25 protein-coding genes are annotated in these 17,116 nt (G+C 35.4%); 22 read left to right on the plus strand and 3 right to left on the minus strand.

The window, feature by feature from the left end:
• Positions 1 to 41 precede the first annotated feature (41 nt).
• The 7 genes from I586_RS14590 (at position 42) to I586_RS14615 (ending at position 5,770) form a co-directional block, all read left to right on the plus strand.
• A complete protein-coding gene (locus tag I586_RS14590; RefSeq protein WP_010763635.1) occupies positions 42 to 779 on the plus strand; it encodes an ABC transporter ATP-binding protein in 738 nt (245 codons plus the stop codon).
• 1 nt (position 780) lies between these two features.
• Entirely contained in the window at positions 781 to 1,998 is a 1,218-nt protein-coding gene (locus I586_RS14595; RefSeq protein WP_010763636.1) for an ABC transporter permease, read from the plus strand.
• Between the two features lie 2 nt (positions 1,999 to 2,000).
• Complete coding sequence (dat, locus tag I586_RS14600; RefSeq protein ID WP_010763637.1) at positions 2,001 to 2,864, plus strand: D-amino-acid transaminase; 864 nt, start codon at positions 2,001 to 2,003, stop codon at positions 2,862 to 2,864.
• 110 nt (positions 2,865 to 2,974) lie between these two features.
• On the plus strand, positions 2,975 to 3,754 hold the full coding sequence (locus tag I586_RS14605; RefSeq protein ID WP_010763638.1) for a phosphotransferase family protein: 780 nt from the start codon (positions 2,975 to 2,977) through the stop codon (positions 3,752 to 3,754).
• Positions 3,755 to 3,900: 146 nt separating this feature from the next.
• Entirely contained in the window at positions 3,901 to 4,557 is a 657-nt protein-coding gene (gene trmB, locus I586_RS14610; protein WP_010763639.1) for a tRNA (guanosine(46)-N7)-methyltransferase TrmB, read from the plus strand.
• A 374-nt stretch (positions 4,558 to 4,931) separates the two neighbouring features.
• Positions 4,932 to 5,099 carry a P-loop NTPase family protein gene (locus I586_RS17305; protein ID WP_155854786.1) on the plus strand — a complete coding sequence of 56 codons (168 nt, stop codon included), beginning with the start codon at positions 4,932 to 4,934 and terminating at the stop codon, positions 5,097 to 5,099.
• Positions 5,100 to 5,137: 38 nt separating this feature from the next.
• Complete coding sequence (locus I586_RS14615; RefSeq protein WP_010763640.1) at positions 5,138 to 5,770, plus strand: TMEM175 family protein; 633 nt, start codon at positions 5,138 to 5,140, stop codon at positions 5,768 to 5,770.
• Positions 5,771 to 5,824: 54 nt separating this feature from the next.
• Here I586_RS14615 and I586_RS14620 read toward each other — a convergent pair whose 3' ends face one another.
• A complete protein-coding gene (locus tag I586_RS14620; protein ID WP_010763641.1) occupies positions 5,825 to 6,166 on the minus strand; it encodes a PepSY domain-containing protein in 342 nt (113 codons plus the stop codon).
• 252 nt (positions 6,167 to 6,418) lie between these two features.
• Between I586_RS14620 and pepA the strand changes: the two genes are divergently transcribed.
• The 4 genes from pepA to ytpR all read left to right on the plus strand — a co-directional run bounded on the left by pepA (position 6,419) and on the right by ytpR (position 9,157).
• Complete coding sequence (gene pepA, locus I586_RS14625; protein ID WP_010763642.1) at positions 6,419 to 7,495, plus strand: glutamyl aminopeptidase; 1,077 nt, start codon at positions 6,419 to 6,421, stop codon at positions 7,493 to 7,495.
• Positions 7,496 to 7,505: 10 nt separating this feature from the next.
• Positions 7,506 to 7,820: a thioredoxin family protein gene (locus tag I586_RS14630; protein WP_010763643.1), complete on the plus strand. Its 315-nt coding sequence runs from the start codon at positions 7,506 to 7,508 to the stop codon at positions 7,818 to 7,820.
• 54 nt (positions 7,821 to 7,874) lie between these two features.
• Complete coding sequence (locus I586_RS14635; protein ID WP_034702639.1) at positions 7,875 to 8,345, plus strand: universal stress protein; 471 nt, start codon at positions 7,875 to 7,877, stop codon at positions 8,343 to 8,345.
• Between the two features lie 194 nt (positions 8,346 to 8,539).
• Complete coding sequence (ytpR, locus tag I586_RS14640; protein ID WP_010763645.1) at positions 8,540 to 9,157, plus strand: YtpR family tRNA-binding protein; 618 nt, start codon at positions 8,540 to 8,542, stop codon at positions 9,155 to 9,157.
• A gap of 53 nt (positions 9,158 to 9,210) precedes the next feature.
• On the opposite strand, the gene I586_RS14645 is transcribed toward ytpR, so the two are convergent.
• Positions 9,211 to 9,495 (minus strand): hypothetical protein, encoded by a 285-nt coding sequence (locus I586_RS14645; protein WP_010763646.1) that lies wholly within the window; start codon positions 9,493 to 9,495, stop codon positions 9,211 to 9,213.
• A 141-nt stretch (positions 9,496 to 9,636) separates the two neighbouring features.
• Positions 9,637 to 10,947 (minus strand): S1C family serine protease, encoded by a 1,311-nt coding sequence (locus I586_RS14650; RefSeq protein ID WP_010763647.1) that lies wholly within the window; start codon positions 10,945 to 10,947, stop codon positions 9,637 to 9,639.
• A gap of 422 nt (positions 10,948 to 11,369) precedes the next feature.
• Here I586_RS14650 and rlmH point away from each other — a divergent pair, with 422 nt between their 5' ends.
• The 11 genes from rlmH (at position 11,370) to I586_RS14700 (ending at position 17,092) form a co-directional block, all read left to right on the plus strand.
• Positions 11,370 to 11,849, plus strand: coding sequence for a 23S rRNA (pseudouridine(1915)-N(3))-methyltransferase RlmH (gene rlmH / locus I586_RS14655; protein WP_010763648.1), 480 nt, complete (start codon positions 11,370 to 11,372; stop codon positions 11,847 to 11,849).
• A gap of 25 nt (positions 11,850 to 11,874) precedes the next feature.
• Complete coding sequence (locus I586_RS14660) at positions 11,875 to 12,327, plus strand: hypothetical protein (RefSeq protein WP_010763649.1); 453 nt, start codon at positions 11,875 to 11,877, stop codon at positions 12,325 to 12,327.
• Positions 12,328 to 12,686: 359 nt separating this feature from the next.
• The gene (locus tag I586_RS17310; RefSeq protein ID WP_010763650.1) at positions 12,687 to 12,851 is read left to right on the plus strand and encodes a hypothetical protein; all 165 of its coding nucleotides are present in this window, start codon (positions 12,687 to 12,689) and stop codon (positions 12,849 to 12,851) included.
• A gap of 299 nt (positions 12,852 to 13,150) precedes the next feature.
• Complete coding sequence (locus tag I586_RS14665) at positions 13,151 to 13,612, plus strand: DUF1310 family protein (RefSeq protein WP_010763652.1); 462 nt, start codon at positions 13,151 to 13,153, stop codon at positions 13,610 to 13,612.
• Positions 13,596 to 13,826, plus strand: coding sequence for a hypothetical protein (locus I586_RS14670; protein WP_010763653.1), 231 nt, complete (start codon positions 13,596 to 13,598; stop codon positions 13,824 to 13,826). Before I586_RS14665 ends, I586_RS14670 begins: the two co-directional genes overlap by 17 nt.
• A gap of 173 nt (positions 13,827 to 13,999) precedes the next feature.
• Positions 14,000 to 14,452, plus strand: coding sequence for a DUF1310 family protein (locus I586_RS14675; RefSeq protein ID WP_010763654.1), 453 nt, complete (start codon positions 14,000 to 14,002; stop codon positions 14,450 to 14,452).
• Between the two features lie 298 nt (positions 14,453 to 14,750).
• Entirely contained in the window at positions 14,751 to 15,194 is a 444-nt protein-coding gene (locus I586_RS14685; protein ID WP_010763656.1) for a DUF1310 family protein, read from the plus strand.
• Positions 15,187 to 15,909 (plus strand): DUF2974 domain-containing protein, encoded by a 723-nt coding sequence (locus I586_RS17495; RefSeq protein WP_010763657.1) that lies wholly within the window; start codon positions 15,187 to 15,189, stop codon positions 15,907 to 15,909. Before I586_RS14685 ends, I586_RS17495 begins: the two co-directional genes overlap by 8 nt.
• Before the next feature lie 57 nt (positions 15,910 to 15,966).
• Positions 15,967 to 16,473: a hypothetical protein gene (locus I586_RS17500; RefSeq protein ID WP_244147891.1), complete on the plus strand. Its 507-nt coding sequence runs from the start codon at positions 15,967 to 15,969 to the stop codon at positions 16,471 to 16,473.
• A 13-nt stretch (positions 16,474 to 16,486) separates the two neighbouring features.
• Entirely contained in the window at positions 16,487 to 16,810 is a 324-nt protein-coding gene (locus I586_RS14695; protein ID WP_010763659.1) for a hypothetical protein, read from the plus strand.
• Positions 16,811 to 16,813: 3 nt separating this feature from the next.
• Entirely contained in the window at positions 16,814 to 17,092 is a 279-nt protein-coding gene (locus tag I586_RS14700; protein WP_010763660.1) for a hypothetical protein, read from the plus strand.
• Positions 17,093 to 17,116: the final 24 nt, after the last annotated feature.

Genomic DNA, 17,116 nt, shown 5'->3' on the forward strand with positions numbered 1-17,116 from the left:
GGTATAATAGATTCACGATAAAAATAGTTGGAGGTATAGGAATGAGTTTAGTAATTGAACATTTAACAGGCGGCTACGGTCATATTCCTGTTTTAAAAGATATTAATTTTGAAGTGAAATCTGGTGAGATGGTTGGCCTGATTGGCTTGAATGGAGCCGGTAAAAGTACGACGATCAAAAATGTGATTGGTTTATTAACACCGCAGAAAGGGAAAATTTCAATTGATGGGGAAACGTTGAGACAACAACCTGAAAGTTACCGTAAAAAGATTGGTTACATCCCTGAAACACCTTCTCTATATGAAGAATTAACATTACGAGAACATATCGAAATCACTGCTATGGCGTATGATATCCCGATAGAAGAAGCCTTTAAGCGAGCTGATACGTTATTAAAGACATTCCGGCTAGAAAATAAATTAGACTGGTTTCCTGCTAATTTTTCTAAAGGAATGAAACAAAAAGTGATGGTTTTATGTGCATTCTTGATTGAACCTAGTTTATATATTATTGACGAACCCTTTTTAGGATTGGACCCATTAGCGATCCATGCATTGTTGGAATTGATGGATGAAATGCGTAATCAAGGGGCCGCGATTTTAATGTCGACACATATTTTGGCAACTGCCGAACGCTATTGCGACCGTTTTGTAGTTTTACATGATGGAGAAGTTCGAGCTGTTGGCTCTATGGAGGAACTGCGTGAAGAGTTCAGTTTACCAGGTTCTTCTTTGGATGATATTTATATCGCATTAACAAAAGAAGAAAAGGTGGGTTAATATGTCTGGATTTTTTGGCATTCGTTTAGCACGCCATTTGAAAAAAATGATGAAGTATATGCGCTATGTTTTTAACGATCATTTTATTTTGGTTTGTGTCTTTTTACTAGGGGGATTAGGTTTTTATTATTCTCAAGTATTAAAGACATTACCAGAAAATTTTGTTTGGGGAAGACCAATCATTTTAGTTCTTTGGCTAGTGTTGTTGCAAATCGGTCGTATCGCGACTTTAGCGGAAGAAGCAGATAAGGTATTTATCTTACCTAAAGAGCCAGAGATGAATAGTTATTTAAACCGTTCGATGCGTTATTCATTTTGGCTACCATTAGTGATGTTGTTCTTAATGGGCGGTATGTCAATGCCGTTGGTGGTTGTATCAACGGGATGGGCATTTTCAACGTTTAGTTACTTCATTGTCATGTTGGGGATTTTAAAGGTCAGCCATTTGCGCTTGCAAAAATACGAGTTGTATCAAGTTTCTTCAAAAGAATATTATCAATGGTTTGTGTTGTGGCTCGTTACAAGTTTAGTTGCAATTGCTCTTAGTTTATATGTGGCACCGATAGTAGGACCACTAGTCGCTATCGTACAAGCGTTGTTTTTCTTCCTAGTATTGAACAAAAAAGAACAAAACGTATCATTGGACTGGGAACGGATGGTTCAAAAGGAAAAAAATCGGCTACATCGCATCTATCAATTTATTCATTTGTTTACAGATGTCCCAGAGATTTCTAGTAGTGTTAAGCGTCGTAAATTTCTTGATCCATTGTTGAGTAAAATTAAAAAAACAACCCAAAATACTTACCTGTATCTGTATGCCCGCAGCTTTTTAAGAGGCTCTGAATATAGTGGCTTGTTTGTTCGTCTAGTATTAGTGGGTGGCGTGGTTTTATTTTTCCTAGAAGAATTTTGGATTTCGATGGGGGTTTCGGTTCTGTTCATTTATTTGATTGGATTTCAGTTGATTCCGATATATACGCAATTTGATTACATGGTGATGACGCACTTATACCCTGTAGCGAATGGACAAAAGAAACAAGCGGTGAGTAAGCTTGTAACGATTTTATTATTTGTAGCGGCAGCATTGTTTAGCGTATTTGTTTTGATTGCTCTCCCAGATGTGAAAGAAGGATTATTAGTCGTTTTAGTGTTGGCTGTAGAAGTTATATTATTTGCTAAGTTTTATGTTCCGTATCGTTTGAAGAAAATGGAGGCGTAATGATGCATATTTTATGGAATAATCAGATTGTTGAGCGTGAACAAGTAAAAATCGATATAGAAGATCGAGGCTATCAGTATGGAGATGGCTTGTATGAAGTAGTTCGTGTATACAATGGTCACTTGTATATGATGGAAGAACATTTGAATCGTTTATGGAGCGGTGCTGAAAAAATCAGAATGACGCTACCGTTCTCAAAAGAAGAAGTAACAACCAATTTAAAAAAATTGGTAGAAATTGAAGGAATCAAAGAAGGAAAACTCTATTTTCAAGTCACAAGAGGTATCGATTCACCGAGAAATCATGCATTGCCAGACCCAGAAAAAGTCAAAGGCGTTTTAACGGCTAATATTAGACCATATGAACGTCCTGTAGCGAAAATGGAAGAAGGAATCACAGTTGCTGTAGTTCCTGATACACGTTGGTTACATTGCGATATAAAGTCATTAAGTTTATTGGGCAATGTGTTATCACTAGATGAAGCTCGTCGCAAAGGGTTTGATGATGCTGTTCTTGTTCGGGATGGTAAAGTGACCGAAGCTTCAGCGGCTAATTTTTGGGTTGTCAAAGAGGGAACAGTGTATACTCATCCAGATGGTAATTTGATTTTACCTGGCATCACTAAAATGAAAATTATAGAACTAGCAAAAGAATTAGGAATTCCAGTCAAAGAAGAAGCTGTTGCTGAAGAAGAACTATTTACAGCAGACGAATGTTTTGTATCAGGTTCATTAACGGAGCTTGTACCTGTTGTAAAAGTGAACGATCATATCGTTGGAACAGGAAAACCTGGAAAAATCACAAAACAGCTGTTAAATGCCTACATCGCAAGTGTTGAGAACGTGTGCGGAGCTTCGGAAATCTAATAATGGTGTGAAAAGAACAAGAGAGATGCTTGACGTTGAACGCTATGGAAGCTAAAATGATACTTACTGTAAATAATTATTAGAAGTTGTTAGGATAGGAGATAATTTCCATGGCATTTCAGTTGGATAAGGAATGGCGCTTGCAGCCAATAAAAGGCGCAACTGGCCAAACTTTCATGGGTATACGTGCGACTGAAAGAGTATTTATTAAAAGAAATACTTCTCCTCTTTTGGCTGCATTGTCTAAAGAAGGAATTGCCCCTAAGCTAGTTTGGACAAAACGAACAGTGACAGGCGATATTTTAACGGCACAAGAATGGCTAGACGGCCAAGTACTTAAAGCCCAAGAAATCGGTCAAAGAAATGATGTTGTGGATGTCCTTTATCATTTACACCATTCACATATGCTGAAAAGCATGCTGGGAAAAATCGGCGGTCAGATCCAGACACCTGCAATGATGCTTCAAGCGTACGGCGAGCGATTGCCTATAGAACTTCAAAATAATTCGTATCTTGCTAGAGTGTATCGTTATCTGCAAGAAAATATACCAAATTACTCTATTCATAATTATATGGTCGTCCATGGTGATGTTAATCACCGTAATTGGATCGTATCGAATAATTATCTGTATTTAGTTGACTGGGATTCAGTGATGATTGCTGACCCTGCGCTTGATTTAGGAATGTTGTTAGGACACTATGTTCCGCGGGCAAGCTGGAATAAATGGCTATTATCTTATGGCATGCGCCCAAGTGAGGAAGCGTTGACGCGAATCAAGTGGTATGCGTTATTCAATTTTTTACAAGAAATTCTCCGCCATTACCAATCAGGTGAAAAACGAGAAATGAACGCTGAAATTTTGAAGTTGAAACAAGCTTTTGGGTATTAAAGAGACGAGGAAAGAGCGTAGGTTCTTCTCTTCCCGTCGTTTACTTGAATAATAGAGGGCAGCGAGTCTCAGACAAAACGTAAATTAGTTTTGTCTCGGTCTCTCTACCCTCTTAAAATTTGCGATAAAGAAAGGAAACAGAAACTATGAGAATGAGAAAAAGACCTGGAGCAGCTGAATTGCTGGCTAACCATCCAGAATTAGTCGTAGATGAGCCAGAAAAATGGCAAGGGCGTTGGGCGGAACGTTTTGGGAACAATCACCCTATCCATATTGAAATCGGTTCTGGTAAGGGGCAATTTGTCGTTGGAATGGCAAAAGTACATCCAGAAATCAATTATATTGGGATTGATATGCAATTAAGTGTTCTTTCAATTGCGTTAGAAAAAGCGCTGGAAGAGGAATTACCCAATTTACAATTGCTTCATGTCAATGGAGAAGAGTTGACACAATATTTCGCAGAAAATGAAGTGGATCAAATTTATTTAAACTTTTCTGATCCGTGGCCAAAAACAAGACATGAAAAACGTCGTTTAACATTCAAAACCTTTTTAGCTACAGATGAAAAAATTCTAAAACCGAATGGCGAAATTCATTTTAAAACAGATAATCGTGGCCTGTTTGAGTACTCATTAAGCAGTTTTTCAAAATATGGTATGATCTTAGAACAAGTTTGGTTAGATTTACATGCGAGTGATTATGAAGGCAATATCATGACGGAATACGAAGCCAAGTTTTCGGCAAAAGGACAACCAATCTATCGTGTAGAAGCAAGATTTCAGGCTGAAACACAGGATAAATAGAATGAATTGAATATGGAAAAACTACCCATCTAACACAGTTATTTCGATGGGTAGTTTTTTTAGTGAAATAAAACAGGTACCTACATATTTTTGTTGACATTTAAAACAGGTACCTTTATAATTAATTTTATAAGGTACCTGTTTTAAATGGAGCGAACGGATAAAAATATAGTAGGAGATGATTTTCATGATAGCTTGTCTATTTTTGATTTATGACTTTTATAAAAAATATCAAGTATCCAATAAACTAAGACCAATGGCATGTAGTTGATAAGAGAAATAGAAACTAAAAATGTTGATTATGGATAAAAGAACAACAACTAAAGATACACGAACAGAAATACTCACACAAAAACAATGAGCCTCCGTAGTTAGTGGGGAGAACGAGTTTTGTCAGTGAACATCGTTTGTCGACGATTTATGATCCAGACAAAATCGTCTTCATGAATCATGGAGATGAAATTGACTCAAAAGAGCATCCAGAACTGCTAACAGCTGGAGATGTGTATTCGGATCGTTATAATAGCCGATATTTAAACTGATATAGCTTCATTAGAAATAGAAAAAAGATAGGAGTAATATGAAATTAGCCGATGAAAAATTAAGAATCGAATTGTTTAGTGATGCGGTTATCGCAATCGTTATTACAATTGCAGCTTTGGAAATTCCAATTCCTCATGATGGTAATTATAGCCAATTTATAGAAAGTTTGGTTACTTTTGCAATTAGCTTTTTTATCATCGCAAGTTATTGGAACGACCATCGCAAGCTATTTGAACAAATAAAAAAGAGCAATGAACGCTTTGTTCTTAGAAATACCTGTTTCCTTTTTTCCCTTGTTTTGATTCCGGTCTTTACGAAGTGGTCGATGGAAGCGGCAGATAAGCAGCTTCCAATGCTCGCTTACGGAGTATTGTTGATGTTTATTAATGCAACATTTAGTGGTTTATTTATCGCGGGGATTCCATTAGCAAAAGAACTAACAGAAGAGGATGGCTATTTAAAAAAACTGTATCAAAATCGTGATCGTATCTATTATTTAGCAATTCTTTTGGTAATGGGTATCGGTTATTTTATCCCACAACTAGCATTACTTTTATTTATTGGATTGCCGATTGTCAGTTACTTCTTAAAAATGAACTTTGATGGTAAATTTGAAGAAAAACAGCCGATAGGGCATAGAAGAAACAACCGACGTAAGAAAATGAGATAGGTACAAAAAGAACAGTTGAAACGAAACTCTGAGTTGTCGTTTCAACTGTTCTTTTTAATCTTTGATACGATTTACATCAATCACTGTCCCGGTATAGGCATCAGCAGTAAATTCATATTGCACCATGATCCCATCTTCTAATCGTGAGATCCCACCATTGTAAGTTTTGGAGTGAATGGCAAATTTCCTTAACGGTTTTTTCTCAAATTCAATCCATGATCCTTCGATCGGACCTTCTTTTAAAAATGCATCTTTAACGTTTTCTAAAACCAAATCAGCATCTAATGTCCTTTTCTTTTGATACCATAAAGTTGAAGCAATCCCGCTCAATATGCCAAGACTCACACCGATTGCCAAGCCACCTTTAAAATAGCTTAATTCATTTTCTTCATTCATGGGGAATAACCTCCGCGTATTTTCAAATGTTTGCCAAAAAAACTTAGGCTTTAACTCTATTCTAACACATTGTATGAAAATATCGAAAAACAAAAAACGTGGGCAATTGAAAAAATTTGCGTTATAATGAATGTGAAATCATATGAAAGGAGTATCTGCCGTTTTTGTTTAAAAATCATGTTATTTTTTACAAAAAAGAACGGTTGAACCTGAAGAAAGTCGTAAACAGGCGAACTGGCAGATAATACAACAATGGAAGAAAAAACTTTTCAACGCATCAAAGAACTAACAGAACTACAAGGAACAAGCGGATTTGAAGATGATATTCGTGCGTATATGAAAAAAAATATGGCACCATTAGTAGACGAGATTCAATATGATGGTTTAGGTGGGATTTTTGGTCTAAAAAGAGCAAAAGAACAAGATGCGCCACGCGTTATGGTTGCCGCTCACATGGACGAAGTTGGTTTTATGTTGACACAGATTAAAGATAATGGATTATTCCAAGTGGTTCCTTTAGGTGGTTGGAATCCCTATGTCGTCTCAGCACAACGTTTTACATTAAAAACAAGTAAAGGCAATTATCCATGTATTTCTTCTTCAGTTCCGCCACACTTATTACGTGGAACAGGCGGTCAAAAACAACTAGAAGTAACGGATGTGTTATTTGATGCAGGTTTTGAATCTAAAGAAGAAGCAGAAAGCTTCGGCGTTCGCCCAGGTGATTCGATCGTACCTCAAACAGAAACGATCAAAACGGCTAATGGCAAAAATATCATTAGTAAATCATGGGATAATCGCTACGGTTGTACTTTAGTATTGGAAGCATTAGAGGCATTACAAAACGAACAATTAGGCCACACATTAATTGCGGGTGCTAATGTTCAAGAAGAAGTTGGCTTACGTGGTTCTAAACCTTCTGTTCATAAATTTAATCCTGATCTATTCTTTGCAGTGGATTGTTCAGCAGCAGATGATATCCAAACGAAAAAAGGCACATACGGTCATTTAGGTGAAGGAACATTATTACGTATTTACGATCCAGGAATGATCACATTACCTCGTGTACGTGAATATTTATTAGACACAGCAGCAACACATAACATTCCTTACCAATATTTTGTTTCTAAAGGTGGAACGGATGCAGGTGCTGCCCATACAACAAATAATGGTGTACCAAGTACTGTGATCGGCGTTTGCGGACGTTATATCCATACACACCAAACGATGTTTAACATCAAAGACTTTGAAGCAGCTCGTGAGATGTTGATTCAAGTCCTAAAAGGATTGGATAAAACAACGGTTAACACAATCATTTACGGAAAGTAGAGGATAGTTTATGATTATTCCAACTTCTTATGAAGAACTAGCAAGCTATGTAAAACAAGATAAAAGTGTTTTTTTCTTCACTGCAGATTGGTGTGGCGACTGCCGTTTTATCAAACCGGTGATGCCTGAACTCGAAGCAGAATTTCCAAAATTTCGTTTTGTTGAAGTAGACCGTGATAAATTTATGGACCTTGCTTCTGAATGGAATATTTTTGGTATTCCGAGTTTTGTAGTCACAGATCAAGGCAAAGAATTAGGTCGCTTGGTCAATAAAGAGCGTAAAACAAAAGAAGAAATTTCATCATTTTTAAACAGTATTAGCTGAAAACAAGACAATACTAGCAAACTGATTCAAGAGAGAAAATAAAACAATCGGGAGATGAGTACTGTGTTAACACAAACCTATAAAAATATTTTAGTTGGTGTAGATGGCAGTGATCAAGCAAATTTAGCTTACGAACAAGCGATTGAAGTAGCTAAAAGAAATAATGGACGTGTAATCGTCGCCCATATTATAGAAAATAAAGCCTACGCAATGATGGGTTATTCTTCTTTAAATGATAGTTTATTAGATCAAGAAACAGAAAATGCTAAAGAATTACTCGATGATTGCAAAGAATATGCAAAAAGCGTAGATTTTACGCAGGTCGAAACAGTTGTAACTTATGGTTCGGCAAAAGACGTGATGTGCCAAGATTTACCTAAGAAATATGAAGTTGATTTGATCATGGTAGGTCAGTCAGGATTAAATGCCGTAGAGCGCTTAATGATTGGTAGTGTCAGCAGCTACATCATACGTCATGCACCGTGTGATGTTTTGATCGTTCATCCTGAGCTAAATGAAAAATAGATGACGCATGTAAAATAGGTGAAGCAAGGCGTAACCGTTTTGTTTCACCTATTTTTTCTGGATAAAGCGAGTATAAGAAAAAATGTCATGCAGTTGATCTGTTTTTTTGTTAAGATAGGACAGGAGATATCGTGCATGGAAAGGTTTTTACGCAAGTATCTTGGAAAATGAGAAAAATGGAGTGAGGAAAAGAAATGATTTTTGCTTATAATAAGGAACATGTCGGCGATGTCTTGATGGTCATCGTGTCTGATGATAAAGGGCTAGATAATCAAGTAGAACGTAAAGGAAATGTAGCACGAGTAAGTGTTGTAGAAGATGATCAAACCGTTGCTTGGAATATCTTTGAAGCATCTGCCGTTTTAGGTGATATAAAAGGCGTTGGTCAAATAGAATTAACAGATGAGCAATTGACTAAAGTGAATGAGGAACTTGCTAGAGCTGGATTTTCAGAAACATTAGTTAATGAAACGGATCCAAAAATCGTTATTGGGTTTGTAAAATCTTGTAAAAAACACCCAGATTCAGATCATTTATCGATCACTCAAACAGAAGTGAATAATGGTGAAGTGCTGCAAATCGTTTGTGGTGCACCAAATATCAAAGCAGGACAAAAAGTAGTTGTCGCAAAGCCAGGTGCTATGATGCCAGATGGATTAATGATTTGGCCGGGCATTTTACGCGGCGTTGAAAGCTTTGGGATGATCTGCTCGGCAGGAGAATTACGTTTGCCGGATGCACCTGCCAAAAAAGGAATTTTGGAATTACCATTTGATGCAGTAGTTGGGGATGCCTTTCCTGTAGGGAAATAAAAATAGAAAGCCGCAGCAACTCTGAAATTGGGTTTGCTGCGGCTTTTAGTATATTAGTCACCATTATATTCGGCAAAACTTGGACTAGTTGAGCGAACTTGATTTTGTTCCTCTTCGTCTAATGCAGTAAATAAGGTGCTATCATTTAAAAAGGTATTCCAATCAGCATACATCATTGCATTTAAAGCATCCACAGAACTGTGGCCTAAAACTTCAGTATTTATACCTTCATCCGTAATAAAATGACCATTTTTATCATGCTTAGCTTTTTTCAATTCGTCTAAATCATGTTTTTTACCAAATAATTTATCCCATTCCTCACGCAACTTATGAGTCATAGCGAATCCCTCTTTCTAAATTTTTATTTACCCTTAGTGTATAATAGAATTATATTTATTGCTCGTATAAAGGAATCTTTTAAAGAAAAGCGAGGCGATACTTTCTGATTAGAAGAAAGTATCACCTCGCCTTTTTTGGATCTATGGATTTTGTGAATTGTTTGAATTTTGTTTAAGTGCAGATTGATCGATCGTTAAATCAACAGTGACAGTTTGCTCTTTGCCATCACGATAGAACGTTACTTTCATTTTGTCTCCGACTTTTTTCTTGTAAAGAGTGCTTTGTAAATCAGTTACAGACTCAATATCTTTGTCGTCGATTTTCGTAATCACATCATATCGTTCGATTCCTGCTTTATCTGCTGGTGTAGCTGTTTGAACTGTGCGAACAAGGACACCCATTTGGACAGATTCAGGTAGCTTCAAGATTTCTTTTCTTTGTTGTGTTGAGACGTTGGTTAATTCTTCCATTGAAATACCTAAAGCTGGACGAGTAACTTTTCCGTCTTTTTCTAATTGATTAATGATATTTACAACGTCATTACTTGGAATGGCAAAGCCCATTCCTTCAACGCTGACTTGGCTTTCTGATTGGACGATTTTAACAGAGTTGATCCCAATTACTTGTCCTTCGATGTTTACTAAAGGACCACCTGAGTTACCAGGATTGATTGCTGCGTCTGTTTGAATCGCATTGATGTTGATTGCTTGACCATTATTTTCATTTTGGATATTTCTGTTTAATGAAGAAATGATCCCTTGTGTTACTGAATTCGCATAAGCTGAACCTAATGGAGAACCGATCGCTAAAGCAGGTTCTCCGATTTTCAAGTTATCAGAATTACCAAATTCAGCAATTGAATCTACTTTATCAGAAGAAATCTTGATTACGGCAAGGTCAGTATAAGAATCTGTACCAACTAATTCGCCTTCAACTTTAGTCCCGTCGTGTAAAACAACTTCTAATCCTTTAGCTTGATCTACCACGTGATTATTTGTGACTACGTAAGCAGTTTTACCATCTTTTTTGTAGATAACGCCACTACCTTCACTAGCAGCTTGTAAGTCACTACCATCAGACTCAGCCTCATCAGAGCCACTACCATCATTTCCGCCAAAGATACTGCCGAAACCACTAGCATCGCTGTTTTGACTAGGGCTTTGTAAATTGATAACAGAAACAACAGAATCTTTCACTTTATCCACAGCCTTCGTAACATCACTATTTACGTCTAAACTAACATTGGTTACTTTCGTATCCCCTTTATTATCTTTTACCGAATTTGTTGTTGTGCTTGAATTAGATGAGGATGGATTTTGGCCCATGATAGCATACGCACCACCAAAAGCAAGTGCACCACCAAGTAAGCCCCCAACTAAACCAATCCCAAATTTCTTGAACAAGCTGTTTTGTTTTTTATCTGAATTAGGTGTAACATCTTTTTTTTGCATACAAGCAACCTCCTATTTAATTATCATTATTTATTATATTTAGTATAGTCTTTCAAGACACCTTTAGTCTACCTAATAGCTTTGAATTTTTTATGAACAAGTTTGGGAGAAAAACAGATACAAATCATGAAAAATCGGATTATAGAAATACTTATACACATGAAAGTGTGAAAAACTTTTGAAAAACAGAGGAAAAGTGCTGTGAAAAAGTTATCCACAAAATGTGGATAATGTGGATAAATAAATGGGAATATGTGTTTGTATCTCGAAATACTATGAAATAAAGGAAAAATAGACATCAACCTGTGGATAAGTCTGTGCATATGTGCATAACTTTGTGGGAAAGTATGTGGAAGAGTCAAAACATTCATGATAAACTTGTTAACAAGTGAAACAATTAAATCGAAAGAGACGTGAATCTGTTGAAAATAAAAATTATTACTGTGGGAAAACTGAAAGAGAAATATCTAGTTCAAGGAATCAATGAATATTTAAAACGTCTACAAAGCTATGCAAAAGTTGAAGTCATTGAAGTGGCAGATGAAAAAGCACCAGAAAATTTAAGTGACGCAGAGATGCTACAAGTTAAAGGAAAAGAAGGCGAACGAATTTTAGCCAAAATCAATGATCAAGATCATGTTTTTGCGCTCGCAATCAATGGAAAACAGTTCAGTAGCGAGGATTTTTCAAAGGAGATCGAACAACTTGGGATCAACGGTAAAAGCCAGTTGGCCTTTGTAATCGGGGGTTCACTTGGATTGAGTGATGCAGTGCTGAAAAGAAGTCAACAACAGATGTCATTTGGAAAGTTGACTTATCCACATCAGTTGATGCGGTTGGTTTTGGTAGAGCAGATTTATCGAGGATTTCGGATTATGCGAGGGGAACCGTATCATAAATAGGGATATTTTTTGGAAAGGATGACTAATGGATAAACGTATATACAAGACGATGGACTATATTTCATTTAACGATATGACTATCACAGATGCTTTATTTCAAAATCATGTACTTATAATTAAGTTTGATGGAGTATATTGCTTTTTAGAAAATAATAATGAGAAGGGGGTCTTTGTATCTAACGGTCAACAAAAATTAGTTATAACTGTTAGAAATATTTTGAATTGGCATGACTGGGAGAATGAACGTCAAAGTACTGATGATTTCTCTGTTCTTAATGGTAAAACCTTTTTAGCTTTAGAAAGTAAGGAAGAAAAAAAGATCAAACTAATTTATAGTATAGGCGAAATCGAAATAGAGATAACAGAGATTTTTTCTGAAATACTGCTTACGGATCTGTATTGGTATAGAGGACTGGATGCTGAAGAGAGAAAATATATGAATCTACCAATCTCCTCGTTACCAGTTTCATTTTTTTGAAATTTGGTAAATATAGATGACGGTATTTTTTATTAAAGTTAAAAATAGAATCAACTAGCCTATTTGATAGAGAGGATTACTTCTCTATTAAAAAATAAATTTATATTATAATCATGGAGCCTAATCATCTAAGTGTGATTAGGCTATTTTGTGTCCAAAGAAAAGAGATAGGATAGTTAAAACCAGAGAAATCGTTATATCATGAAAGAAGTGACATAGAAACCAAACTGACGTATTTACGAGACTTTGAATATAACCATAACGTCAAGCGATTAAGATCACTCTTCTAGCTATTATGCAGTTTTATGAATCTAAGCGCTATGCTACAATTATCTTACTTTTACTTTAAGGAGAAATAAATGAAACCCAAAAAAAGCATAGTTCTAGCTATAATAATTTTCGTAGTAATTGGAGGAGCATGGTATATGAAAAGAGAAAAAGATTTAGCCGAGTTACATGATATTCAAACAGATTTAGCTAATTATTTGTATAACAACATAGAACATTATCAAAAAAGTATATGATATTGTTCTTGACACCATTGACACGAACAAAGACAGTTTAAAGATAGATTAAGCACCTTGGAAAAATAGGATGCAAGCGATGGCTGTGGCAGAAATTAAAGACGAGTATAAAAATAAAGTGGATGCCGATTTAAAAATAGTACCTGGTTATCCAGAAAAATAAAGCCCACCAATCCTGCGATTGGTGGGCTACTTGTATTAACGTGAATGATGTCTGTAAGATAGTTAAATAAAAAATGTATTCTTTTTCGAAAGTATGATATAATTTACTTTAGAAAAATAATTTTGAGGTGTCTTAGATGGAAAATGATAAAAAAGAGAATGAACGAGCACTCTCTGAGATAAAAAAAATCAAAAAAAGGACGTTTTCTTCTATTTTAGGAATATTTTTAGTGATTGTTATAGGAATAGGAGGAAAAGTGTATATGGATAACAACCGATTCAATGATGAAATGATGAACATAGTAAAGAGTGATCAGGCAAGAAAAATTTTTGAAGAAGGGTTAAAAAATTTAGACTCGAAAGCATTAACAACAGATGGCACTATTCAATCTTACGAAGTGGATTATAATAGCATTGAACATAATCCGATGGGGGGAATCATGAATAAACTTATTATTAATAAAAATGAAAAGCTTTATGTACGTGTTACTTTGTCAAAGAATTCTAATAACGAATTAGAAGAAAGTGGAGGAGGAGTATCTAGAGATTTAAGAGAATTATTAGACAAGGAGATAAAGGTCGATGGTGAAAACAGATAAAGAAAATGTTGAACTCGCTAAACAAGAGTATGACCAATATGAAGTTGGAGAGACTGTTACTATTGGTAAAGGGGACAGAAAAAAAACAATAGGCTACGTATCAAAAGTAGTAAATAATAAAAAAACAGGAGAACAAGCGTTTATCATCACTGACGGAGATCCTAAAGTACAAAAACCGTCTGAAGTGAATTGTATGAAGGCTCTACAAGCCTAGAGAAAATAGGCGGTCAGGCAAGAGAAGTGAAGCGTGATTGGTGGGATAACGATAAGCAAATCTTAAGTAATATTGAGAAAAGTTATAAGAACCCTAATACTATATTTGATCTACCAAACAAATTAGAAGAATGTCATAGTTTACTTATGAAAGATAATTTTGAGGTGTCTTAGATGGAAAATGATAAAAAAGAGAATGCACGAGCACTCTCTGAGGTAAAAAAAATCAAAACAAGGACGTTTTATTCTATTTTAGGAATATTTTTATTGATTGTTATAGTAATAGGAGGAAAAGTGTATATGGATAACAAACGATTCAATGATGAAATGGTGAATGTAGTGAAGAGTAGTCAAGCAAAACAAATAATTGAAGACGGATTGAAAAATTTAGATTCTAATGCGTTGACATCAGAGGGAGTTATAAAGTCATACGATATAGAGTATGAAAGTATTGAACATAATTCTATGGGTGGGATTAATGGTAGATTATATATAAATAATACAAAAAAATTGTATGCTACGTTCATTTTAGATGTTGATTCTGAAGGGAATTTAAATAGAAATCATGGAATTTCAAGTTATTCGTCTGAATTAGATAATATGTTAAAGGAGAAAAATAACGGGTAAAGCATATACAGATGATGAACGTGTTCAAATAGCAAAAAAGAGTATGATAATTTGAATGAGAATGATCCAGTGACCATTAATAACGGAGAAACAATAGGTTATGTATCAAGGCTCTACAAGTCCAGAGAAAATAAGCAGTCAAGCAGGAGAAGTAAAGCATGATTGGTGGGATAATAATAAGGAAATTTTAAATAATGTCAAAAATAGTTATAATAGGCCTAATACTATATTTGATCCGACAAACAAATCGCAAGTATGTTATAGTTTACTTATGGAAAAAAATTTTGAGGTGTCTTAGATGGGAAATGATAAAAAAGAGAATGCACGAGCACTCTCTGAGATAAAAAAAATCAAAAAAAGGACGCTTTATTCTATTTTAGGAATATTTTTAGTGATTGTTATAGGTGTAGGAGGGAAAGTGTATATGGATAACAAACGATTCAATGATGAAATGGTCAATGTGGTGAAGAGTGGTCAGGCAAAGAAAGAAATAGAAGTAGGGTTAAAAAACTTGGATTCAAAAGCTTTAACACCAGAGGGAATTATCAAATCCTATGAAATAGATTATGAGAGTATAGAGCACAATCCTATGGGTGCTATTATGTTTGATGTGATTATTAATAAAGATGATGAACTTGTTGCTCAATTTGATTTAAATAATCACTCAAATACATTAGAAGTTGGTGGAATTGTACTATCAGAAAAGTTATCAGGTTTAATTGACGGGGTGACATATGACTAATTATACAGATGAAGAACGTAAACTTATTGCAGAACAAGAATATAAAGATTTAGAGATTAATAAAAAAGTAACAATTAATAAAGGGAAAACATCAATAGGCTATGTATCAAAAATAGTAAATAATAAAAAAACAGGAGAACAAGCGTTTATCATTACAGACGGCGATCCAAAAGTACAAAAACCATCTGAAGTAAAGAATGTAACTGTACTGTATCAAGGCTCTACAAGTCCAGAGAAAATAAGCAGTCAAGCAGGAGAAGTAAAGCGTGATTGGTGGGATAATAATAAGGAAATTTTAAGTAATATTGAGAAAAGTTTTAAGAAACCGAATACTATATTCGATCCGACAGTACAAATGAAATCTTCTGCTAAAACGCTAAATAAGGCGATGGGCAAGTATTCAAATGCTCGTTTTGATGTGTATGGGCATTCTCAAGCATCTTCAAATGCTCAATATGCTTTAGGCGCATTGGATTCACAAGATAAGTTAGACCGAGTGAATGGTGCTTTTCTTTATCAAGGACCGAATGCTTACTGTATGATGACAGAAAAACAACGAAAGCGAGTGGCTCAGTTAAAAGACCGTATCTTTAATTTCGTAGATGAAAAAGATATTGTGCCTATTGGCTATAGACATACAGATTGGAACATTAAATTGCGACATGTAGGAATGCTTATTTTTGTTGATTCAAAGAAAAAAGGAATGATTGATTAACATATGTGGGGTGGGTATCAGTTTAAGAACGGAAACCTACAAGTAACGAAGGAATCGTTGGTACAATTCCAACAAGCAAAACATGCGCATAATATGTTGATTATGCGTGATCAGTTGAAGAACTTGGAACAATTAAAGAAGAAATTTACAGCAAGTGGTGGCGGTTTGTCATCTAGTGAACAAATTTATTTAGATGATAGTCAAGCCTTAGCGGTTGTGAGCCATGCTTCCTCAGAATTTGAAACCGCGATGTTATCAGTTGTGATGGTGTATCATACAGGCATACAAAACGCAGAAAAATTATGGACAGAAACGTTAACGGATGCTCGATCGATTGGGACTGATTTATCTGAAGGAGAAATCAAATCTGCCTTAGCGGAAGGTGGTTGTACAGAACAAAGTATTGTGACAGAACCCGTGAATGAGTATAAAAAAAAGATAAATAAAGCCAAAAAAATGTCTGAAAAATTCCAACAGTTAGCACAAGAAATACGAAGTAAAATCAATGAGCTTGTTCAAAGAGACAAAGAATTAGCGAACCAATTAAAAGGGCTTGTTTCATAGAGGGGAAATAAAAATGACTACAGATACAGAAGAAGAATTATTCCGAAATTATCAGAGTGCTAGAGTAGAGTTGGAGGAGCAAGAAGATAGAGTCAAAGAATATATCCGAAATGGAGAGGATTATACGCAAGAATTGTTGCATCAAGTACGACAAGTAGTGGGAAAAAGAGAGCGTTCTATGGATTCGTTAATGGATATGCAACGAGAATTACAACGCAATGAAGCGAATTACTTAGAAGAATTAATTCAGGAACGAAAAATTTTGATTCAACAACAAGACGAAGCGGAATATGATTATCGAAAGAAACATCAAGAATTAATCCTAAAGGAGGACTAAAAGGTGTCAAAAGAAGCAAAAGAACGGGAGCAAAAAGCACGAGAAAAAGCGTTCCGAAAAGAAAGTCAAAAAATAGCGCTACGTGGACTTGGGAAAAGTGCAAGTAGCCAAATGAACACGGATAAAGAATCAGTCAAAACAAAAGGAGAAAAAGGGATGAGCGAAGCATCTACGATGATTGGCTCAACAGGAAGCTCCTTTCAAGAATCAGTGAAAGGTCAATTTAGTAAAAAGGTAACGCAAGTATTTGAGGAACAAAAACAAACGTTAGATTCTTTTTAATAGGTATTTTCCCGAAAGTTCATT

Source organism: Enterococcus moraviensis ATCC BAA-383 (assembly GCF_000407445.1).
GTDB classification, from domain to species: domain Bacteria; phylum Bacillota; class Bacilli; order Lactobacillales; family Enterococcaceae; genus Enterococcus_L; species Enterococcus_L moraviensis.